A 20,940-nucleotide genomic window follows, 5' to 3' on the forward strand; every position below is an offset into this window, starting at 1 on the left:
AACGGGGCTGGAGCGTTGCTTCAGCCCCGTATATCTGATATTGGAAGAGGACGACACAATGGCCGATTATATTGGACTGATAATACCTGCACTGATGAAGGGAGCTGTGGTTTCCCTGGAGCTGTTCTGTGTGACACTTGTTCTGTCACTGCCCCTGGGCCTTCTGGTATGTCTGGGAGAGAACAGCAGAATAAAAATAATAAGCTGGATTTTCAAAGCATATGTTTTTGTTTTCAGAGGAACTCCCCTGATGCTTCAGCTGTTTTTCTTCTACTTCTTCTTCCCTATAAACATGGGAGTAAGGATGAATGCTTTTACAACAGCCTCTCTTACATTCGTTCTTAATTATGCAGCGTATTTTGCAGAAATTTACAGAGGCGGAATTAACAGCATTGACAAAGGCCAGTACGAGGCGGCCAATTCTCTGGGACTTTCCAGGACTCAGACACTGTTCGGTATCATTCTTCCCCAGACCTTCAGAGTTGTACTTCCTCCCATTTCCAACGAGGTTATTGTTCTCATTAAGGATACTGCACTGGCATCGGCCATAGCTCTGGTTGACATAATGAGAGTTTCAGAGATGATCGTCAACAGGGACGGAAGTCTGGCAGCTTATGTAATCGCTGCAGGAATGTACCTTGTATTCACCTTCTTCATGACAGTAATACTTACAAGGCTGGAGAAGAGGTTTTCGAAATTCGAATAACTCCGCATGGACAGAAGATTTTTTTCAATATAAGCTGATCGGGAGACAAAACATGGCAATTCTTGAGATGAAGAATATAATTAAGGATTTCGGCGGGGTATCTGCTGTAAACGGAGTAAGCCTGTCGGTAGAGCAGGGAGAAACGCTGGCAGTAATAGGGCCCTCTGGATCGGGAAAATCTACTTTGCTGAGGTGCATGAACTGTCTGGAGAAGATAGACAGCGGGGAGATAACCCTGAAGGGTGAGACTTTTGTAAAAAACCAGGCTGGAAAAGCGGTGTACCTGCCGGAGAAGGAACTGAAAAGGATTTCCTCGGAGATGGGAATGGTGTTTCAGCACTTTAACCTCTTTCCTCACATGACGTGTCTGGAGAATATTACATATGCCCCTGTAAAGGTGAAAAAGATGGATAGAGCCAAGGCTGAAGCCAGGGGAATGGAGCTTCTGGAAAAAGTCGGACTGGCGGACAAGCGGGACCAGTATCCTTCCCACCTTTCTGGAGGGCAGAAACAGCGAATCGCTATTGCCAGAGGCCTGGCCATGGATCCTGAGATAATGCTGTTCGATGAACCTACTTCTGCCCTCGACCCGGAGATTACAGGAGAGGTCCTTCAGGTTATGAAAGAGCTGTCAGATGCTCACACCACAATGGTTGTGGTCACCCATGAGATGGGCTTTGCCAGAGAGGTCTCGGACAGAGTAGTGTTCATGAACAAGGGGAAGATAGAAGAAGAGGGTACCCCGGAAAAAATATTCGGCTCTCCGGACAGCGTGCGGCTCAGAGAGTTTCTCAGTTCTGTTGTCAGCGCCTAGTGGCGGATGTATTTACTTTTCATTCTGCCTTGTGGACTTAAGAGCTTCATCCAGGTATTTTTCAAGTTCAAGTATTTGAGCTTCGGTGGTTGCCCAGCTGGTTACGAAGCGGACAGGTGTGGCTTCTTCCAGCTCAGGCCCCCACATTTCGAAACGGACGTTTTCTGACAACTTGTGGATAAGCTTATTTTCCATGAGGAAAAACTGCTGGTTCGTTGGAGAATCGATGTGAAGCTTTATGCCCCGGTCTGTAAAGAGTTTTCGCAGTTCCATGGCCCGCTCAATGCCGTTTCTTCCCAGCTGGTAATAAAGACCGTCCGTAAAGAGGGTATCGAACTGGATGCCTGTAAGACGTCCCTTGGCCAGCATGGCTCCATGCTGCTTTATTATGGTGTAGAAATTGGCAGGGGCGTTTTTCTTTGTAAACACCAGAGCTTCTCCGTTCAGAGTTCCCACCTTCGTTCCTCCGATGTAAAAAAGATCGGCCAGCTTTGAGATCAGTGGAAGATCCACGTCTGTTTCTGCCATCAGGCCGTAGGCCAGCCTTGCGCCGTCAATATAGAGAGGAATGTTGTATTCATGACAGAGGCTGGAAAGCTGGGTGAGTTCTGAGGCAGTGTACAGTGTGCCAAGTTCTGTTGGATGAGAAATGTACACCATTCCCGGGAAGACCATGTTCGGATACGTTCCGTCAGCCCAGAACTGTTCAATGAGGGTGCGGACGTCAGATGCCTTGATTTTTCCATCGTATGAAGGTACTGTAAGAACCTTGTGACCGAGAAATTCGATAGCGCCGGACTCGTGGACGTTTATGTGTCCTGTGGTCCCTGCAATAACTCCTTCGTAGGGCCTTAGCATGGAATCAATGGCGATGGCGTTAGTCTGTGTGCCTCCGCTGAGGAAATATACGTCTCCTTCCGGGCACTGGCAGGCTTCCTTAATCTTTTCTTTTGCTGAAGCAGTAAAAGGGTCATTTCCGTATCCCGGGTACTGTTCTCTGTTAACACGGGCAAAGGCCTCGAGAATTTTTTCATGGCATCCTTCAGTATAATCACATTCAAATGAAAGCATTGGCGGTCCTCCTCCGAATAGTTTCAGAAATTATTTCCCTTTTCTCAAATAAGAGCAAATAAATTCATTACTGTTTTAATATCAATGGACAAAGTATATAATAAAAAACAGTGAACCGCTACGGTGGGGATAGGAAGTTTGACTTTTACAGGAGAGACAGCCATGAAAAGAACTGATACGACAATCCAGTCCACAAACGAAAAGAATCAGCTCCACGTAATAATCTGGGAGCCGGAAGATGATCCAAAGGCTGTGGTTCAGCTGGTTCATGGCATGGCCGAATATATGGACAGGTACCATGAGTTTGCCAGGTATCTTACAGACCGGGGATATGCGGTAATCGGTCATGATCATCTGGGTCACGGAAAGACCGTAAACGACCCATCTGAGCTTGGCTTTTTTGCAAAGGAGAATGGGGACCGCATAGTGATAATGGACATGTACGGTGTTACGAGGCTGGCTCAGAGAAGGTGGCCGGACAAGCCGGTGTTCATTCTTGGACACAGCATGGGTTCCTTCATGGTTAGGAAATACATAACAAAATACTCCGATGAGATCGCCGGTGCTGTTGTAATGGGAACAGGTTTTCAGCCGGCTGCCGCTGCTGATATGGGGATAATGATTACAAATCACCACATCCGGAAACACGGCCACATGTATGTGAGCAAGACAGTGAGCAACATGGCTATGGGAGGATATAACAAAAAGTTCAAACCTAACAGAACGCCGGTAGACTGGCTTTCTGTTAATGAGGAAAATGTGGATCAGTACATGGCTGATGAGCTGTGCGGATTCAATTTTACAGTTTCTGCTTATAACGATTTCTTTCACATTATCAAGGATCTGGCTGAAAGCAGGGACAGTGAAAGAATATCCAGAAGCCTTCCAGTTCTTATTACTTCAGGAGAGGTGGATCCGGTTGGAGGCGTGAAGGCCTGCATGGCACTGGAAAAGAAATACAAGAAGATGGGAATGGAAGATGTTGAGGTGAAGATTTTCCCAGGTGACAGACACGAGATCCTGAACGAAAATGACAAAGACGTGGTGTTCAGGGAAATGGGAGACTGGTTTGACAGCAAACTTTAATGCAGTACGGTAAAGGGGAAACCGGCTGCATGTCTTAACTGTGGCGGCCGAACAATTATTTCAGGCCGCCACTTTTTGCGGCCTGAAAACAGTATTTTTTCTTGCATAAGAATTTTCCGCTTGTATAATATTTTAGGATTTTTTTACTTTGTTAACCGGAAGGAAGGATTTATGGGAACGAGAAGAGTAATAGGTGTAACTGAGAGAGTACCCATCGGGAAGGGAATTCCACTAAGTATTCAGCACACATTTGCTATGTTCAGTGCGTCAGTACTTGTGCCCTTTATTCTGGGTATCAGCCCGGCCATAGCCTTGCTTATGAACGGCATAGGAACGCTTCTGTTTATTCTGATTACAAAGGGCAAGGCTCCTGCATATCTGGGTTCCAGTTTTGCATTTATCTCACCGGCCCTTCTGGTAATTAACGACCCTCACCTGGGATATCAGTATGCTCTGGGAGGATTCGTTATTACAGGTATCATTTTCATGTCCGTTGCTGTTCTTGTAAAATTTGTAGGGGTAAAATGGATTGACGTGGTTCTGCCGCCGGCTGCAATGGGTCCGGTAGTTGCTCTTATCGGTCTTGAACTGGCAGGAAACGCTGCCCAGAACGGAGGAATAGTTCTTACTGATACATATACCCACATAAATCCGAAGTTCGTAATAGTCTTCCTTATCACTCTGCTGATGGCAGTTTTCGGACAGGTTCTCCTCAGAGGCTTTGCCTCAGCCATCGCCATTCTCATTTCCATCATTGTGGGATATGTGGCTGCACTGGCTATGGGAATCGTTGACTTCACTTCACTTAACAGCGAAACCTGGTTTGCGATGCCGAACTTCCTTTTGCCTAAGTTCAATCTTCAGGCAGTGCTGATCATTATTCCTGCATCTCTTACGGTAATATCAGAGCACATCGGCCACCAGGTAGTTACATCTGAAATCGTGGGATACAATCTTCTGGAGGATCCAGGCCTTCAGAGATCTCTGTTTGCCGACGGAATTTCAACCACTCTTTCCGGATTGTGCGGATCAGTTCCTACAACTACCTACGGAGAGAACATCGGAGTAATGGCAATTACGAAGGTATACAGTGTATGGGTAATTGGGGGAGCAGCAGTATTCTCCATCATGCTTTCATTCATTGGAAAAGCTTCCGGGTTGATTCAGACCATACCGGCTCCTGTAATGGGAGGAGTAAGCTTCCTGCTGTATGGTATGATAGGAGCCTCTGGAATCAGGCTTATGGTAGATTCAAAAATTGATTACAGCAAACCGAGAAACCTGGCTCTCACTTCTGTAGTATTTATTACAGGACTTTCCGGAGCATTTATCCAGATGGGATCTGTGAAGCTCACTGGAATGTCTCTGGCAACAGTTGTAGGAATGGGCCTGGGCCTGATCTTCTACGTTCTGGACAAGCTGGGTCTGACTAACGACAAAGAAGCAGAAGAGGCAGAGAAAGAGTCAGGAGCAAAGGCAGAACAATAATAAACTAGTACATCTGAAGGATATAAACAAATGAGCAATTTTGACAGGATTACAGGAGTACAGAAGAAGAGCATCAGAAACCATGGGATAATTGCAGTTGTTCTGATTCTGATCGGAGTAGTGGTATCTATTGGAAAACAGGTATCAGGATATATTTCGGCCATTCTGGGTGTTATTCTCCTGATTACAGTATGGTCTCAGTACAAATCTTATTCCCGTGAAATCAATAAGGTAAGAGACAATCTGGAACAGTTCAAAAAAGAAGTTGATAATGGAAAGGTATATGATGCTTTCGGGGTAGTACTAACTCCCAACTACGCAGTTGTTGAAGGAAGAGAGCTTCATATATACAAACTGAAGACCATGAAGAAGTTCGAGGTTGGAATTGAAGAGAAAATAAGAAAGGCTCTCTTCCTTACAGATAAAGAGGGAAAAAGATATCAGATTGCAGAGACATACACAGGAGACGGCCGTCAGGAGCAGTTCGATATTCTATACGGCGATCTGAAAGACTATTTCAGAAAGAGACACAGATAGAATCTGGTGACTGCTGAGTATTTTTATGAAAAATCGTGGATAATCCATCATGGATTAACGTAAGTTTAACGATGTTATCTGAAACCTGCCAATTGCGGCAGGTTTTTTGTTGTAATACACAAAATGAACAGGGCTGTGTTTGATGTACATAACAATAAACATTTAATTGCCTTGTTCGAAGTTTGATGGTTCTGTAAAATATATAAAGAGAACGTGTAAAGTGTATATGCATGTATGTTCGAACCTGCATGCATTTCTGGAAAGGATGTACATAGATATGAAATTAGGCTTTGTGGGTCTGGGAATTATGGGACGCCCTATGGCGAAACATCTGGTTCAGGCAGGATATGATGTAATGGTAACCGATCTGAATCAGAACCTGGTTGATGAACTGGTTCAGATGGGTGCATCTTCAGGCAGCTACAGCGAAATGGGCAGTCAGTGCGACATCGTCATGATGATTCTGCCAAATGCGTCCATAGTGAAGTCTGTAATTTTCGGTGAAGACGGAGTGGCATCATCCATGAAGGAGGGGGGCATCATTATCGATCACAGCTCCGTTACACCTGTTGAGTCAAAAGAATGCTATGATGCTCTGAAAGAAAAGGGAATCGGATTCCTGGATGCCCCTGTATCAGGTGGCGAGCCTGGAGCAGTTGCCGGTTCACTGGCAATAATGGTCGGTGGAGATGAAGAGGTATTTGCAAAGGCAGAACCTTATCTTCAGGCCTATGCAAGTTCTGTTCTGAGAATAGGTGAGTCAGGAGGAGGCAGTATTGCAAAACTGGCCAACCAGATTATCGTAAACAACAATATTGCTATTGTCTCTGAAGCCCTTGTATTCGCAAAGAAGGCAGGAGCTGATCCAGAGAAAGTTTACCAGGCAATCAGAAGCGGACTTGCAGGTTCTTCAGTACTTGATGCCAAAGCACCTATGATGATCGATCACAATTTCGTTCCGGGCGGCACCATCAAGGTAAATCACAAGGACATTACAAATGTAATTAAGACGGCTCATTCCATTGATGTTCCTGTGCCATATACAGCACAGCTCTACGAAATAATGCAGTCCCTTAAGGTTCACGGACATCTTGGTGACGATCACGCCGGCATAGTACAGTATTTCGAGACCCTGGCCGACGTGTCTGTCGAAAAGGAGAAGTAAGATGAGCATCAGTACCAGCATTTTGAACAGTTATAAAAAGATTCCTGAAACTGAAGTTGACAAACTGCTGAGTGAAGAAATCAGACTTAATGACAAGAAAATCGTAGTTCTTGATGATGACCCTACTGGAGTACAGACAGTTCACGACATTTCAGTCTATACAGACTGGGATCTGGATAGCATGAAGGCAGGGTTCATGGAGGAGAACAATCTCTTCTATGTTCTTACAAACTCAAGAGGATTCACGGCAGAGGAGACTACCAAAGCTCACAAGGAAATAGGAGAAGTTGTCCACAAAGCCGCTGAAGAAACAGGTAGAGACTATATTTTTATAAGCAGAAGCGACAGTACGCTGAGAGGTCACTACCCCCTTGAAACCATGATTCTCAAGGATGCTTATGAAGCCAATACAGGAAGAAAGATAGACGGAGAGATACTCTGCCCGTTCTTCAAGGAAGGCGGCAGGTTCACTATCGACAACATACACTATGTAAAGTATGGAGATGAGCTGGTGCCTGCCTGCGAGACAGAGTTTGCCAAAGACAAGACCTTCGGCTATTCTGCTCTCACAATGCCTGAATATGTTGAGGAGAAAACAGGGGGACGCTATAAGGCAGAGGATGTAACCTGCATTTCTCTGGAAGACATCCATAACTGCGATTATGACAAGATCCAGGAACAGCTCATGGCTGTTAAGGATTTCAACAAGATAATAGTAAATGCTGTGGATTATGCCGACATTAAAGTGTTCTGTGTAGCACTGTTCAGGGCCATGAGAGCCGGGAAGTCCTTTATGTTCAGGACTGCAGCAGCAATCGTAAAAGTAATGGGCGGTGTATCCGATCAGCCTCTTCTCACCAGGGAAAAGATGGTGGTTAAGGAGACAGATAACGGAGGCATCATCGTAGTTGGATCCCATACGGAAAAGACCACTAAACAGCTGGAGTGCCTGAAGTCCATGGACAATATTCTCTTCGTTGAGCTGAATGCCGGACTTGTAACAGATCCTGAGGCTTTCGCTGAAGAGGTGGACCGCTGCCTGTCTGTTGAAGAAAAGGCAATCAGAGAAGGAAAGACTGTATGCTGCTACACTACAAGGAAGCTTATAACAGCTGATACTGGAGATAAGGAGGACGAGCTGAGACTTTCAGTCCGGATTTCCGAGGCAGTTCAATCACTGGTTGGAAGGCTTTCAGTAACACCAAGTTTTGTTGTGGCAAAAGGTGGAATCACATCAAGTGACGTTGGCACTAAGGCCCTGAAGGTAAAAAAGGCCAGAGTACTTGGACAGATCATGCCGGGAATTCCAGTGTGGCAGACAGGAAGTGAGAGCAGATTCCCTCTGACTCCTTATGTTATCTTCCCTGGAAACGTTGGTGATGTGGAGACACTGAGAGATGCAGTTCAGGTGCTTATGAAGTAGCTGAATCTGATTTTGGAGAATAATAATGTCTGAATGTATAGTAATAGCAGATGATCTCACTGGAGGAAATGCCACCGGTGTTCTGCTGAAGAAAATGAAATATGTTGCTCACACAGTGCTTAACATAGATGCAATAGATCCTGACACAAGGGAGAGGGGAGACTGTCTCATATATCCGGCAAACAGCAGAGGAATGTCCCCGCAGAATGCCTATGACACAGTGTACAGTGCCTGTAACAGTCTTAAAGCAGAGGAGGTGCTCCTTTATTCGCACAGAATAGACAGCACCCTCAGAGGAAACCTGGGCATGGAGACTGATGCCATGCTGGACTGCCTGGGAGATGATTACATGGCTATTGTAGCTCCCTGCTTTCCTGCAACAAACAGGATAATCTGTGGAGGATACATGCTTGTTAACGGCATTCCTCTTCACAAGACAAATATTGCTATCGATCCTAAATGCCCGGTTACCACCTCTGATGTAGCGAAGATCTTCCGAAATCAAAGCCAATATCCTGTGGAATCCATGGATATCTCTGATTTGATGCAGGGAAGCTCCTACATTGCAGGCAGACTGACTGACATGAAGGAAAAAGGAGCAAGAACTGTAACTTTCGACTGTATTACACAGGAAGACCTGGACCTCATTGGAGATGCAGTTATAGAGAGCGGACTCAAGATAATCGCAGTGGATCCTGGAGTGTTTACTGCAACCATGGCCAGGAAACTGATAAAACCTAAGGAAGACACAGTGGCCAGCAGAATTCTGGCCGTAGTAGGCTCTGTTAATCCTAATGCCAAGACTCAGATGGAGCAGCTCTGGCTTTCCCAGAAGACAAACTCGGTTATGGTAGATACGGGACTTCTCATGAAAAGCAAGGAAGATAGAGAGAAGGAAATCGGAAGAGTAACTGAAGAGATCCTTGCAGCTGCAGATAGCTATCAGGTTTCCACTGTTTGCGGAAACGGGATTTATCCTGAGAACCGGATAGATTTCAGCGGATATATGAAGAAGCACAACTGCACTTTGGATGAGGCAACTGAAGTGATTAACAGTGCATTGGCTGAAATTGCATACAGAGTCTTTGATAAGGACAGATCCTTCCGGGCCATGTATACCAGCGGCGGAGATGTTACCATTTCAGTTTGCAGAAGGTTTAATACCAGTGGCCTCAGACTGAGAGATGAAGTACTTCCTCTTGCAGCTTATGGTAAATTCCTTGGAGGAGAATTTGACGGAGTTCATATTATCACCAAGGGAGGCAGTCAGGGTGGACCTGATGCAATAAACCAGTGCATTACTTATTTGAAGGAGAAGCTTTATATTTAGTTATAAGTTTTTTCAGTTGACAGAGAATTGCGGATTGGAGGAAAAATGGCAAAGCCACTAATTGCGGTCACAATGGGTGACCCTGCAGGAATCGGTCCTGAAATTGTTGCAAGAACTATAGATGACAAGGAGATATTCAATATCGCCAGATGCATCGTAATCGGAGACAGGAAAATCATGGAGAAGGCCATCCAGATTGTAGGGGCTGACCTGAAGATCCATGTTACAGATAACCCGGCTGAAGGTGATTACAGCGAAGGGGTACTTAACCTGATCGACCTTGATAATATCAACATGGATCAGTTTGAATACGGCAAGGTCAGCGCAATGTGCGGTCAGGCTGCCTATGATTACATTGCAAAAAGTATTGAGATAACCATGTCCGGTCAGGCAGATGCTGTAGCTACCACACCGATAAACAAAGAATCCCTGCACGCTGCGGAGGTGCCATTTATCGGTCATACAGAAATTTTCGGAGCTCTCACAGGGACAGAGGATCCTCTGACAATGTTTGAGACAAACGGCCTCAGGGTGTTCTTCCTTACAAGACATAAATCTCTGAGAGATATGCTGGATGACATAAAAAAGGACAGGATAATCGACTATGTTCAGAGATGCACCGAAGCACTGAGAAAGCTGGGTGTAAATGAAGGAACCATGGCTGTAGCAGGGCTTAATCCACATTCAGGAGAACATGGACTTTTCGGATGGGAAGAGGTCAATGAGATAGCTCCTGCCGTAGAAGAGCTGAAGAAACAGGGCTACGATGTAGCCGGACCTGTGCCGGCAGATTCTGTTTTCCACCAGGCTGCCATGGGAAAATACAACAGCGTTTTGTCTCTTTATCATGATCAGGGTCACATTGCAACAAAGACTCTGGATTTTGACAGAACGATATCAATTACTAACGGAATGCCTATTCTCAGGACTTCCGTTGATCATGGAACGGCCTTCGACATTGCAGGAAAGGGCATAGCCGGAGCCGTCAGCATGAAAGAGGCCGTAAGGCTCGCTGCGAAATATGCACCGTATTTCGTCAGGTAGAGATTTATAAGATATAGGTTATGAACTGTTATTATGGGAGGAAAAAATGGTTTATGGTCTTGATGGACAAAGGATGCTGATCGCATTGCTGATCGGTATCGCATGTCTGATCTTCATGGTTTTGAAAACCAAGATTCAGGCATTCCTGGCACTTATCGTTACAACTGTTATTGTTGGTATTATCGGAGGCATGCCTCTTAATACTGTTACAATTACAGTGGACGGCATTGAAAAACCTTTCGGAATTGTAAATTCCATTACTACCGGTTTCGGAGGAACCCTGGGAAGCATCGGTATTATCATCGGATTTGGTGTAATGATGGGTCAGATATTCGAGTGCTCCGGAGCCGCCAAGCGAATGGCATATACGTTCCTTCACTTGTTTGGCAAAGGTCGTGAGGAAGAAGCTCTGGCCTTCACCGGATTCCTGGTATCAATTCCTATTTTCTGCGATTCAGGATTCATCGTTCTTTCACCAGTTGCAAAGGCTCTTTCTGAGACAACAAAGAAATCAGTAATCGGACTTGGCGTAGCTCTTGCTTCCGGACTGGTTATTACCCACTCACTGGTTCCGCCAACACCTGGCCCTCTGGGAGTATGCGGTATTTTCGGAATCGATGTAGGTAAATTCATTCTGATGACACTGGTTCTGGCAATACCTATGGCAATCGCCTGCATCTTCTATTCAAGAAAGCACCTGGCAAAGAAGTTCTACAGAATACCTGACGGGGAAGGTGAAATCGTAGAGATGCCTTATCAGGAGCCGGATTATGAATCAGCATTCAACATGGATATGGAAGGAGTCCCGGGAGCATTCGAGTCATTCCTGCCTCTGATTCTGCCTATCATTCTGATTCTTATCAACACAGTTGCAACTGCCCTTGGACACACAACTGGTGTCATGCAGGGACTGGTATTCCTGGGACAGCCTATTGTGGCAGTAGGCATCGGCCTTCTGGCAGCAATCTTCACTCTTGGAAGGAAGTTCGATAGAAACACTCTTCTTCAGGAGATGGAAAAGGGTATGGCATCCGCAGGCATCATCATGCTGGTAACCGGTGGCGGCGGTGCTCTGGGACAGATCATCAAGGATTCCGGCCTCGGAAACTATATGGCAGACGGTATGGCTAAGGCTGCTATTCCAATCATCATTCTTCCGCTGGTAATCTCTACAGCAATGAGATTTATCCAGGGATCCGGAACAGTTGCTATGACCACCGCTGCATCTATTTCCGCACCTATTCTGGCCGCAGCTAATGCAAACCTTTTCCTGGGTGCAATCGCCTGCTGCGTAGGTTCACTGTTCTTCGGATACTTCAACGACTCTTACTTCTGGGTAGTAAACCGTACACTGGGAGTATCTGAGGCTAAGGAGCAGCTGGAAATCTGGTCTGTTACATCTACTATCGCATGGGCAGTAGGAGTAATAGAGGTAATAATTCTCAGCATTGTGCTATAATACAAAAGCGCTTATTTGAGGCTGCTGCCTTTGGCGGCGGCCTCTTTTTAACAGAAAGGTAAATAACAATGTCACTGGTTACTACAGGAAAGCTGGTCGAAGAGGCCCATATTAATGGAAAATGTGTTCCTGCATTTAATGTGGGTAGCATGGAAATGGTAAGAGGTGCAGTGAAAGCAGCAGAGGAACTTAATGTACCGATTATCATCCAGATTGCTGAAAGACTTCTGAAATATTCACCTCTTGAGCTGATGGGTCCCATGATGGTTCAGGCTGCAAGAGAATCCAGGGTAGATATTGCTGTAAACATGGATCACTGCAGGGATCTTGCCGTAATGAAAAGAGCCCTTGACTATGGATTTACAGGTGTTATGTACGACGGCTCCACAGATCCTTATGAGGATAACATCAGAGGAACTATTGAAGCTGTTAAACTGGCATCTTCCTATGGCGCATCTACAGAAGGAGAGCTGGGGCTGGTTGGCGGTTCTGAGGACGGATTAAGCGATCATGGAATCAAATGTACTAATCCTGATCTCTCCAGAGATTTTTGTGAAAAAACTGGTATTTCATGTCTTGCGGTGGCTATCGGCAACGCCCACGGAGACTATCCAACAGCGCCGGAGCTGGCCTTTGATGTTCTGGAGCAGATCAACATGAAAGCCGGAAAACCCCTGGTCCTCCACGGAGGCAGCGGCCTTACAGATGAGGACTTCCAGAAGGCTGTTTCTCTTGGAATCAGCAAAATAAATATTGGTACAGCCAGCTTCAACAAGGTCACTCAGTCCGCAGGTGAATACCTTCAGGAGCCGGGAAAACATACATTTTTCCAGATGAGCACAGCCATGACAAATGGAATGTATCTTAACGCACTCAGACACATTAAAGTTTTCAACAGCATGGAGTAATAATGAAAATAATCGATAAGGCAGAACAAGAGAAACTTTTTTCAATGTATGAAACTCCTGAGCACGTTCAGCTTCACTGCAACGAGGTGGCCAGGGTGGCGGGACTTATTGGAGAGGCTCTTAATGAAAAAGGTTATCATCTTGACATCCAAAGGATACGGGGAGCCGCAATGGTTCATGACCTTGTAAGAGTACAGAAAGATCATGACATTAAAGGCGGAGAGATACTGGATAAGATTGGATATCATCCTGAAGCTGAACTTGTCCGCCATCACATGAAGTATTATCCATTCAGCAGTATCAGCAATATTAACGAGCAGGATGTGCTCTGCCTTGCCGACAGACTTGTAAAAGAACACCAGTACGTAGGCCTTGATGCAAGAATGGACTATCTTATTCATAAGCCGGGATGTACACCTGAGATGGAGAAGAGGATCCTCAAAAGCAAGGAACACACAGCAGCTTTCATAAGAGGAATAGAATCCGTCATAGGTGAGAGTCTGGATGACCTCTGCGCCCAGAACCGGTAACTTACGGAGGTACAGTAAGCATAAGAGAGTATTTATAAGGCATTACAAGTTAAAAATATCAGATACCTGAAAGACACAAATCCACAGAGCCCTGGGGCAAAGTGGATTTTTTGTTTGCACGAAAATGTATTTTTGTTAATTGCCTGCCATAGATATTGACAAAGAGACTACATCATATTATATTTATGTTGTCACTAAGAGACAACATAATAGGTTTAATGTGTGGTCTTAATTGAAACGTTTAAAGTGAATCACCGAAATAGACAGTCAGGTTATGATTCCTGAATCTGGGACGTTGAAATGCATCATGTTTATAATCAACCTGCCGCTGATGAGTCACATCTGTGAAATATCAACAGCTGCTGAAGTGTAACAACTGGTGATGTTTCTTGTAAGACAGATGCATTAGTAAAGAGAGGTATGGAGATGAACGACGGAAATGGTAATTCGAATTTTAATAAGGTCCTTGGTTCTTCGGACATTCTCGTTATTGCTTTCGGAGCAATGATCGGATGGGGATGGGTAGTATCTGTAGGCGACTGGATTGAGAGAGGTGGTGTTCTTGGAGCTTCTCTCGGATGGGTAGCAGGAGGAATCGTAATATTCTTCGTAGGACTCACATATGCAGAGCTTACTCCTGCCATGCCGAAATGCGGAGGCGAGCATGTATTCAGTTTCCGGGCCATGGGTCCAAACGGGTCTTTTGTCTGCACCTGGGCCATCATCCTTGGGTATGTAAGCGTTGTATGCTATGAAGCATGCGCACTTCCAACAATAATCTCATATATTTTCCCTGGGTTCCTGAAGGGATATATGTACACAGTTGCAGGATTTAAAGTTTATGCTACATGGGTAGGACTGGCCATGGCAGTGGCCATATTCATGACCTGGATTAATATTCTTGGTGCCAAGACGGCAGCCAGGCTGCAGACAGTCCTTACTGCAATAATTGCCACCGCGGGAATTATTCTTATAGCTGTTGCAGCCATTAAAGGCGATTACGCAAATGTTCAGACTCATCAGTTCGTCGGAATGGGTTCAGGCTCTGCACTGAAGAGCATCTTAAGCATGGCTGTCATCACACCTTTCTTCTTCATCGGATTCGACGTAATACCTCAGGCTGCTGAAGAGATAGATCTGGAGCCGAGAAAGATCGGAAGAATGCTTCTTTTGTCAATTATCTGTGCTGTAATTTTCTATGCTCTTATCTGCTTCGGAGTAGGAATGCTCATGAGCAACACAGAGATCAAAGCTTCAATGAGTGGAACAGGACTTGTTACAGCAGATGCGATGGCAAAGGCCTTTAACATCAAGGCCCTTTCATCTGTGATGATTCTCGCAGGTGCCTGCGGAATAATCACCAGCTGGAATTCCTTCCTTATAGGCGGAAGCAGAGCTATGTGGTCCATGGCAGATGCATGCATGATACCAAAGACTTTTGCAAAGCTTCATCCGAAGTACAAGACACCTGTAAATGCACTTCTTCTTATCGGTACAGTTTCAGCTATTGCTCCTCTGGCAGGACGGAGGATGCTGGTCTGGATAATGAATGCCGGTAACATGGGCTGCTGCCTTGCCTACTGTATGGTGGCAATATCATTCCTTATTCTCCGTAAGAAAGAGCCTGATATGCCAAGACCTTACAAGATCAGACATGGAAAGCTGGTGGGAGTGATGGCGGTTATCCTGTCTGGTGCCATGATTGCGATGTACATCATACCAAATTCAGGAGCCACACTTTCAATCCAGGAGTGGGGTATGGCCGGAGGATGGTTCGTACTTGGAATCATATTCTACGTGGGAATGAAGCATAAGTATGGTGCCAGCTTTGCCCACCATGCCAATGCGGTAATGGATGCTGTTAAGGAAAGCATGGATGATGATGACGATCTGTCGATTAACGAAATGATGTTTTGATTATATACAGCCGTTTATCGTCTGACTGAAAAGCTCCTGTTTACTTGATAGCATAAAAGTTTTACAATAAGTCTTAGTGTTTCCTGAAGGGCAGGATCCGCATATAGAGAAGAGGGGCGAATATGCAGAAGACATCGATGCCGAGATATCAACAAATTGCCGTTGATATTGCCGACAGAATTGCAATGGGCAAATACGGAGTAGGGAAGAAATTGAGCGCCAGAACCGATTTGGCCAGCAGTTTCAATACCTCACCGGAGACAGTCAGAAGAGCAGTAAATATTCTTGAAGACGTAGGGGTTGTAGAGATAATTCATGGAAGTGGTGTTTACGTTCTTTCCACAGAGAAGGCAAAGGATTTTATACAGAATCACCATGACGTACACGATTCCAGAACTACTATTGCAGCACTGCTGGAGTGTGTGAAAAGACAGGAAGAGGAGCTCAATAATCTTACAAAGCTGGTAAACGACCTGGATATTCAGAGCAGGAGAACATACTATGCCTTTCCGTTTTCTCCTCAGGAAGCTACCATTGATGATGACTGTGATTGTATAGGTGTAACCTTGGGCAACCTTCAGCTTTGGAACAGAAGTGGCGCCACTGTAATAGCCATTAAGCACGGAAGCGAATACAACGTAGCACCTGGACCGGATGCGGTAATAACCATTGGAGATACTTTGTATTTCATAGGTGAAGATGATTCCAGACAGAAACTGCTTCAGATTCTGTGGCCAAAGAGGAAAAACAAAAGAAACAAGGCTTTGTAGACTTGTGCTTTGAGGTTTCCCCATATCTTAGAAACAAGAAACCATGCAGCCGTGAACATATCAAGGCTGCATGGTTTTCTATTGGGCAGATTTCTTTAAGCAATACAGTTTTGTATTCTGGATTCTGAATCCTGAATTTATCTTCTCTACTTGATTATCCCCCCGCCGATTACCACATCACCATCATAGGCAACTGCGGACTGACCTGGAGTGATGGCTCTCTGGGGTTCATCAAAGTGAATATGTACACAGTTGTTTTCCATTGGAGTGATAGTTGCAGGAGATTCATGATGCTTGTATCTGATTCTCACGTCGGCTTTCATGGAAGAACCGGGAGCTTCACAGGCAATCCAGTTGAAATCCTTTACTTCGAAATCAGTGGACATCAAGTCTTTGTTATAACCAAGTATCACCTTATTGTTTTCAACATCAATGCCAGTTACGTACATCGGCTGTTTGAGAGCCAGTCCCAGGCCTTTACGCTGGCCTATAGTGTAGTGGATAATCCCCTTATGGGTACCAAGAACATTTCCCTCCTGATCTACGAAATCTCCGGAAGGATAGCTCTTTCCAGTATGTCTGCAGATGAAACCGGCATAGTCTCCATTAGGAACAAAACAGATATCCTGACTGTCGTGTTTTTTTGCGTTTATGAAGCCCTGCTCCATGGCAATTTCTCTGGTATGCTCCTTTGTCATATCTCCAAGGGGAAACAAGGTGCGGGAAAGTTCTTCCTGGGTAAGAGAATAGAGCACATAACTCTGGTCTTTTGTAAGATCCCTGGCCTTCTTAAGCAGATATCTTCCGGAACCCTGGTCGTATTCGATCTTCCCGTAGTGACCGGTTACGATATAGTCTTCGTACAGCATCTGGGCTCTGACCCAGAGGGCCCGGAATTTCATGTATCTGTTGCAGTCTATGCAGGGGTTAGGAGTTGACCCTGTTTCATAGGCGTGTACGAAAGGGTCAATAACAGTTTTCTCAAATTCGTCTTTGAAGTTGAAGACATGATACTGAATGCCAAGCTTAAAGGCCACGCTTCTTGCGTCTTCTACATCTTCCAGACTGCAGCAGGTGTGGCTGTTACATGCAATCATTTCATTGTCGTATAAATTCATGGTCACGCCTCTTGTGTCGTATCCGGCCTTAACAGTCAGATATGCTGCAACTGAGCTGTCTACACCTCCGCTCATGGCAACAAGGGCCCGCTTTCCATTTTTCTGTATATCATTTAAATTATCCATTGTTTTCACATCCTCTCTGAGTGTCCCATTCTATCACAAATTGAATCTTTCTGTGATATACTGAAACCATATTTTACAGTTTGCATGAGACTTACAGAAGGTTTCATAATGCCGGGAGGCGTAACAATGGAAAAATCGGAAATTATCAGAATAAGAAACACTCAGAAAGAGTTTTTCAATACAAAGAGAACTCTTAAAGTGAGATACAGAATATCGGCACTCCGGACACTTAAGCTGTCTATCGAAAGGCATAACGACGAAATATGCCGGGCTCTTCATGAGGATCTGGGAAAGAGCAGCACCGAGAGCTATATGTGCGAGATTGGAATGGTTCTCCACGAGATAAATTACATGATCAGGAAGACACCTGCCTTTGCTGCGCCAAAACCAGTTCATACACCTTTAGTTCAGTTTGCGGCATCCAGCTACATTAAAGCATCTCCACTGGGAACTGTTCTGATAATGAGCCCGTGGAATTATCCGTTCCTGCTGACAATGGGACCGCTGGTGGATGCAATTGCCGCCGGCAACACAGCAATGGTCAAACCAAGTGCATATTCGCCGGCTACCAGCGGTATTATTAAGGAAATTCTCGAAGAATGTTTTCCTGAAAGGTATGTTGCTGTGGTAACAGGAGGAAGAGCAGAGAATCAGTATCTTCTTGACCAGCAGTTTGATCACATCTTTTTCACAGGAAGCAAGACCGTAGGAAAACTAGTGATGACAAAGGCTGCTGAACATCTTACGCCTTTCATTCTTGAACTGGGAGGAAAGAGCCCTTGCATCGTAGACAAGACAGCAAACATCAAGCTGGCGGCCAGAAGAATTGTATTCGGAAAGCTTCTGAACTGCGGCCAGACCTGTGTTGCCCCTGACTACATCTACTGCCATGAAAGCGTAAGGGATCAGCTGGCTGATGCCATTGTTGATGAGATAATCAGGCAGTATACCTCCGATGCCATTTCCAATCCTGATTACGGAAAGATTATTAACGAGAAACATTACAACAGGATTATGGGACTGATCTCCGAAGAGAAGACAATTTTTGGCGGCGAAGGAGATAAAGACAAGCTGAAGATCAATCCTACTGTTATGACTAAGGTTACATGGGATGATCCGGTAATGCAGGAGGAAATATTCGGACCCCTTATTCCTGTACTTACGTTTACAGATGTGGATGAGGCCATTGAAACCATTAATAGTCACCCACACCCACTGGCTCTATATGTTTTCACAGAGAGAAAAAAGACGGCAAGGAGATTTCTTAACGAATGCCAGTTCGGAGGAGGCTGCGTAAACGATACTATAATCCATCTGGCCAGCACCAGTCTTCCTTTCGGAGGAGTAGGGGAAAGCGGCATGGGATCCTACCACGGTTATAACGGGTTCAAGGCCTTTTCACACTTCAAGGGGATAGTAGACAAGAAGACCTGGATGGATATGCCCATTAGATATCAGCCTTACAGCAAAGGTGCGGAAATTCTGCTGAAGATTTTCATGAGATAGACGGCTGAAAGAAAAAGCTGAAGAGAAGTAACACACAACCGGTATTCGGGAAACTGGGGGAAAGGAACTGATTTTTTCCATGAAAGACGCTTCGGAAAAGGATATTATTGCCGGCGGAAAAGGTGAATGTTCTGAAGATGACAGAATTGAAATCTCACCGGTGGCGCGGATACATACGGACTTTGGAGAAAAGTACGGGATTCCCAGGCAGGCCGGGGTGGTTCCGGACCTTCGGGGAGAAATCGTTTTCACGCCGGAGTTCAGGGATGAGAACTGCCTCAGAGACATGGAAGGATTTGACTACTTGTGGCTGATCTGGGGTTTTTCAGGAAACAGGGACAGGGGCTGGTCTCCGACAGTGAGACCTCCAAGACTTGGAGGAAACAAGCGGGTTGGAGTTTTTGCATCACGGTCGCCGGTCAGGCCTAACTACCTGGGACTGTCCTGCGTAAGGCTCATTGACATAAGGAAAGACACTGAAAATGGCACGACCCTTATTGTGGGCGGAGGAGATCTCATGGATGGAACGCCTATTTACGATATTAAACCATATGTGCCATATTCAGATTCAAAACCTGATGCCAGAGGTGGATTTACTGAAGATCAGTGGCCGGTTCTTGAGGTGGTTATTCCCCGGGAGCTGGAAATGAAGATTCCACCGGACAAGAGGAAGGCATTGCGGGGAGTTTTGTCCCAGGATCCAAGGCCGGGATACAAGAGAAATGACACAGGAGTACATGGAATGGTCTTCGGGGAAAATAATATTCGTTTTGCAGTAGAAAACGGAGTCCTTAGGGTTACGGCTGTGGAAGAAGCTGAGAAAGTGGGGCGAAAATAATGAAAAACAGAGTAAGAGATGAGCTCCTGGGAGAACACAAAAGCTACGCTGAGAATACGCCTGCAGCTACAGAAGACACCCTGGACTGCAGCCTTGGTATTAATCCCTACGGCTTTCCTGATGTTGTGGAAGATGTAATCAGAAATTTTGATGTAAAAAGGTTATATCAATATCCCCACAGTACCGAGGCAAGAGAGGCAGTTGTGAAATACTGGGAGGATTATGCTTTCATCGAGCCGGAGAATGTGGTCCTGACCGATGGCAGTGTCACTGCCCTTTTTCTCCTGGTAAACGTCCTTTCCAGACCAGAGGCCGAGATGGTGTGCTTTATGCCTACCTTCACTGACATGGTGGAGTACGCCAGAACCATGGGCATGAAGGTTCACGGTGTGAATTCTCTCGAAGAAGAGAATTACCGGGAAAATGTGGATCGGCTAATGGATGCAATAACAGAAAACACTTCTCTCGTCTATATTGATAATCCAAACAACCCAACAGGCCAGAGCCTGTCTCTCCAGGAGATGAGGAAGGTTCTTGAGAAGTGCGAAAAGCTTGGGGTATACTGCCTCATCGACGAGGCCTACGCCGACTTTCTCCCCAGAGAAGAATCGGCGGTAACTCTGGGGCCGGATTACCACTGCATGATAAGTGTAAGAACTTTTTCGAAAGGATTTGGACTGGCCGGTGCCAGGGCAGGATATATTATAACTAACAAGGAACTTGTAAGTTATATAGCAAGGGTCAGCAATCCTTACATGATGAACGAGATCTCCCGGGCCCTTACCGCAGCAGTCCTCAAATACAAGACACAGCCTGAAGAACACGGAATGGATTTTTCCATAATAAAAGGGGCTCTGAGAGATGCCTGCGGGCAGAGAATAATAATGGCGGAAACTGACGACAGAGTGCCGATCTGCCTGCTGAGGCATGCAGATGAAAACGTGGATCTCCAGCAGCTTCTGCTGGACCGTGGAATCATCACCTGCAGCGGGGCGGAATTCGAACCTCTGGAAAAGAACTGTGTAAGGCTGAGAGTTCCGGCCATCAGCGATGCAGGTATTCTGATAGAAGCCTTCAAGAAACTGGGCCGCAAGTAGAAATGCA

At 45.5% G+C, this 20,940-nt stretch carries 19 protein-coding genes; 17 read left to right on the top strand and 2 right to left on the bottom strand.

Annotation, left to right across the window (positions count from 1 at the left end):
• Window positions 1-58 precede the first annotated feature (58 nt).
• Complete coding sequence (locus FYJ66_RS06885) at window positions 59-706, top strand: amino acid ABC transporter permease (protein ID WP_154572778.1); 648 nt, start codon at window positions 59-61, stop codon at window positions 704-706.
• Between the two features lie 58 nt (window positions 707-764).
• Entirely contained in the window at window positions 765-1,520 is a 756-nt protein-coding gene (locus FYJ66_RS06890; RefSeq protein ID WP_465250565.1) for an amino acid ABC transporter ATP-binding protein, read from the top strand.
• A 12-nt stretch (window positions 1,521-1,532) separates the two neighbouring features.
• Here the strand turns inward: FYJ66_RS06890 and FYJ66_RS06895 are convergent, their stop codons facing one another.
• The gene (locus tag FYJ66_RS06895; RefSeq protein ID WP_154572780.1) at window positions 1,533-2,591 is read right to left on the bottom strand and encodes a threonine aldolase family protein; all 1,059 of its coding nucleotides are present in this window, start codon (window positions 2,589-2,591) and stop codon (window positions 1,533-1,535) included.
• A 162-nt stretch (window positions 2,592-2,753) separates the two neighbouring features.
• Here FYJ66_RS06895 and FYJ66_RS06900 point away from each other — a divergent pair, with 162 nt between their 5' ends.
• The 12 genes from FYJ66_RS06900 (at window position 2,754) to FYJ66_RS06955 (ending at window position 16,248) form a co-directional block, all read left to right on the top strand.
• A complete protein-coding gene (locus tag FYJ66_RS06900) occupies window positions 2,754-3,677 on the top strand; it encodes an alpha/beta fold hydrolase (RefSeq protein WP_154572781.1) in 924 nt (307 codons plus the stop codon).
• Between the two features lie 171 nt (window positions 3,678-3,848).
• Window positions 3,849-5,165: a uracil permease gene (gene uraA, locus FYJ66_RS06905; protein WP_154572782.1), complete on the top strand. Its 1,317-nt coding sequence runs from the start codon at window positions 3,849-3,851 to the stop codon at window positions 5,163-5,165.
• Window positions 5,166-5,195: 30 nt separating this feature from the next.
• On the top strand, window positions 5,196-5,702 hold the full coding sequence (locus FYJ66_RS06910) for a hypothetical protein (RefSeq protein WP_154572783.1): 507 nt from the start codon (window positions 5,196-5,198) through the stop codon (window positions 5,700-5,702).
• A gap of 277 nt (window positions 5,703-5,979) precedes the next feature.
• Window positions 5,980-6,867: a 2-hydroxy-3-oxopropionate reductase gene (gene garR / locus FYJ66_RS06915; RefSeq protein ID WP_206157025.1), complete on the top strand. Its 888-nt coding sequence runs from the start codon at window positions 5,980-5,982 to the stop codon at window positions 6,865-6,867.
• Window position 6,868: 1 nt separating this feature from the next.
• Complete coding sequence (locus FYJ66_RS06920; RefSeq protein WP_154572785.1) at window positions 6,869-8,290, top strand: four-carbon acid sugar kinase family protein; 1,422 nt, start codon at window positions 6,869-6,871, stop codon at window positions 8,288-8,290.
• Window positions 8,291-8,315: 25 nt separating this feature from the next.
• Entirely contained in the window at window positions 8,316-9,620 is a 1,305-nt protein-coding gene (locus FYJ66_RS06925) for a four-carbon acid sugar kinase family protein (protein WP_154572786.1), read from the top strand.
• Between the two features lie 45 nt (window positions 9,621-9,665).
• Window positions 9,666-10,664, top strand: a complete 999-nt coding sequence (pdxA, locus tag FYJ66_RS06930) for a 4-hydroxythreonine-4-phosphate dehydrogenase PdxA (RefSeq protein WP_154572787.1) — start codon at window positions 9,666-9,668, stop codon at window positions 10,662-10,664.
• A 46-nt stretch (window positions 10,665-10,710) separates the two neighbouring features.
• Window positions 10,711-12,123, top strand: a complete 1,413-nt coding sequence (locus FYJ66_RS06935; protein ID WP_154572788.1) for a GntP family permease — start codon at window positions 10,711-10,713, stop codon at window positions 12,121-12,123.
• 68 nt (window positions 12,124-12,191) lie between these two features.
• Window positions 12,192-13,031 carry a class II fructose-bisphosphate aldolase gene (locus FYJ66_RS06940; protein WP_154572789.1) on the top strand — a complete coding sequence of 280 codons (840 nt, stop codon included), beginning with the start codon at window positions 12,192-12,194 and terminating at the stop codon, window positions 13,029-13,031.
• A gap of 2 nt (window positions 13,032-13,033) precedes the next feature.
• Window positions 13,034-13,561 (top strand): HD domain-containing protein, encoded by a 528-nt coding sequence (locus FYJ66_RS06945; RefSeq protein WP_154572790.1) that lies wholly within the window; start codon window positions 13,034-13,036, stop codon window positions 13,559-13,561.
• Between the two features lie 426 nt (window positions 13,562-13,987).
• The gene (locus tag FYJ66_RS06950; RefSeq protein WP_154572791.1) at window positions 13,988-15,478 is read left to right on the top strand and encodes an APC family permease; all 1,491 of its coding nucleotides are present in this window, start codon (window positions 13,988-13,990) and stop codon (window positions 15,476-15,478) included.
• A 122-nt stretch (window positions 15,479-15,600) separates the two neighbouring features.
• Window positions 15,601-16,248: a GntR family transcriptional regulator gene (locus tag FYJ66_RS06955; protein WP_154572792.1), complete on the top strand. Its 648-nt coding sequence runs from the start codon at window positions 15,601-15,603 to the stop codon at window positions 16,246-16,248.
• Window positions 16,249-16,394: 146 nt separating this feature from the next.
• Here FYJ66_RS06955 and mnmA read toward each other — a convergent pair whose 3' ends face one another.
• A complete protein-coding gene (gene mnmA / locus FYJ66_RS06960) occupies window positions 16,395-17,492 on the bottom strand; it encodes a tRNA 2-thiouridine(34) synthase MnmA (RefSeq protein ID WP_154572793.1) in 1,098 nt (365 codons plus the stop codon).
• Window positions 17,493-17,618: 126 nt separating this feature from the next.
• Between mnmA and FYJ66_RS06965 the strand changes: the two genes are divergently transcribed.
• The 3 genes from FYJ66_RS06965 (at window position 17,619) to FYJ66_RS06975 (ending at window position 20,933) form a co-directional block, all read left to right on the top strand.
• Window positions 17,619-18,998, top strand: a complete 1,380-nt coding sequence (locus FYJ66_RS06965; protein ID WP_154572794.1) for an aldehyde dehydrogenase — start codon at window positions 17,619-17,621, stop codon at window positions 18,996-18,998.
• 79 nt (window positions 18,999-19,077) lie between these two features.
• The gene (gene tsaA, locus FYJ66_RS06970; protein ID WP_154572795.1) at window positions 19,078-19,836 is read left to right on the top strand and encodes a tRNA (N6-threonylcarbamoyladenosine(37)-N6)-methyltransferase TrmO; all 759 of its coding nucleotides are present in this window, start codon (window positions 19,078-19,080) and stop codon (window positions 19,834-19,836) included.
• On the top strand, window positions 19,836-20,933 hold the full coding sequence (locus tag FYJ66_RS06975) for a pyridoxal phosphate-dependent aminotransferase (RefSeq protein WP_154572796.1): 1,098 nt from the start codon (window positions 19,836-19,838) through the stop codon (window positions 20,931-20,933). Before tsaA ends, FYJ66_RS06975 begins: the two co-directional genes overlap by 1 nt.
• The last annotated feature ends 7 nt before the right edge of the window (window positions 20,934-20,940 follow it).

It is taken from the genome of Allobaileyella intestinalis (assembly GCF_009695865.1).
Classification (GTDB): domain Bacteria; phylum Bacillota; class Clostridia; order Peptostreptococcales; family Anaerovoracaceae; genus Allobaileyella; species Allobaileyella intestinalis.

Excerpts from the sequence above, each read along its gene's own strand:
- FYJ66_RS06975 (WP_154572796.1), top strand. The coding sequence starts at position 19,836 with ATGAAAAACAGAGTAAGAGATGAGCTCCTGGGAGAACACAAAAGCTAC.
- FYJ66_RS06940 (WP_154572789.1), top strand. The coding sequence starts at position 12,192 with ATGTCACTGGTTACTACAGGAAAGCTGGTCGAAGAGGCCCATATTAAT.
- FYJ66_RS06895 (WP_154572780.1), bottom strand. The coding sequence starts at position 2,591 with ATGCTTTCATTTGAATGTGATTATACTGAAGGATGCCATGAAAAAATT.
- FYJ66_RS06955 (WP_154572792.1), top strand. The coding sequence starts at position 15,601 with ATGCAGAAGACATCGATGCCGAGATATCAACAAATTGCCGTTGATATT.
- FYJ66_RS06920 (WP_154572785.1), top strand. The coding sequence starts at position 6,869 with ATGAGCATCAGTACCAGCATTTTGAACAGTTATAAAAAGATTCCTGAA.
- FYJ66_RS06945 (WP_154572790.1), top strand. The coding sequence starts at position 13,034 with ATGAAAATAATCGATAAGGCAGAACAAGAGAAACTTTTTTCAATGTAT.
- FYJ66_RS06910 (WP_154572783.1), top strand. The coding sequence starts at position 5,196 with ATGAGCAATTTTGACAGGATTACAGGAGTACAGAAGAAGAGCATCAGA.
- tsaA (WP_154572795.1), top strand. The coding sequence starts at position 19,078 with ATGAAAGACGCTTCGGAAAAGGATATTATTGCCGGCGGAAAAGGTGAA.
- FYJ66_RS06885 (WP_154572778.1), top strand. The coding sequence starts at position 59 with ATGGCCGATTATATTGGACTGATAATACCTGCACTGATGAAGGGAGCT.
- garR (WP_206157025.1), top strand. The coding sequence starts at position 5,980 with ATGAAATTAGGCTTTGTGGGTCTGGGAATTATGGGACGCCCTATGGCG.
- pdxA (WP_154572787.1), top strand. The coding sequence starts at position 9,666 with ATGGCAAAGCCACTAATTGCGGTCACAATGGGTGACCCTGCAGGAATC.
- FYJ66_RS06935 (WP_154572788.1), top strand. The coding sequence starts at position 10,711 with ATGGTTTATGGTCTTGATGGACAAAGGATGCTGATCGCATTGCTGATC.
- FYJ66_RS06965 (WP_154572794.1), top strand. The coding sequence starts at position 17,619 with ATGGAAAAATCGGAAATTATCAGAATAAGAAACACTCAGAAAGAGTTT.
- mnmA (WP_154572793.1), bottom strand. The coding sequence starts at position 17,492 with ATGGATAATTTAAATGATATACAGAAAAATGGAAAGCGGGCCCTTGTT.
- uraA (WP_154572782.1), top strand. The coding sequence starts at position 3,849 with ATGGGAACGAGAAGAGTAATAGGTGTAACTGAGAGAGTACCCATCGGG.
- FYJ66_RS06925 (WP_154572786.1), top strand. The coding sequence starts at position 8,316 with ATGTCTGAATGTATAGTAATAGCAGATGATCTCACTGGAGGAAATGCC.
- FYJ66_RS06950 (WP_154572791.1), top strand. The coding sequence starts at position 13,988 with ATGAACGACGGAAATGGTAATTCGAATTTTAATAAGGTCCTTGGTTCT.
- FYJ66_RS06900 (WP_154572781.1), top strand. The coding sequence starts at position 2,754 with ATGAAAAGAACTGATACGACAATCCAGTCCACAAACGAAAAGAATCAG.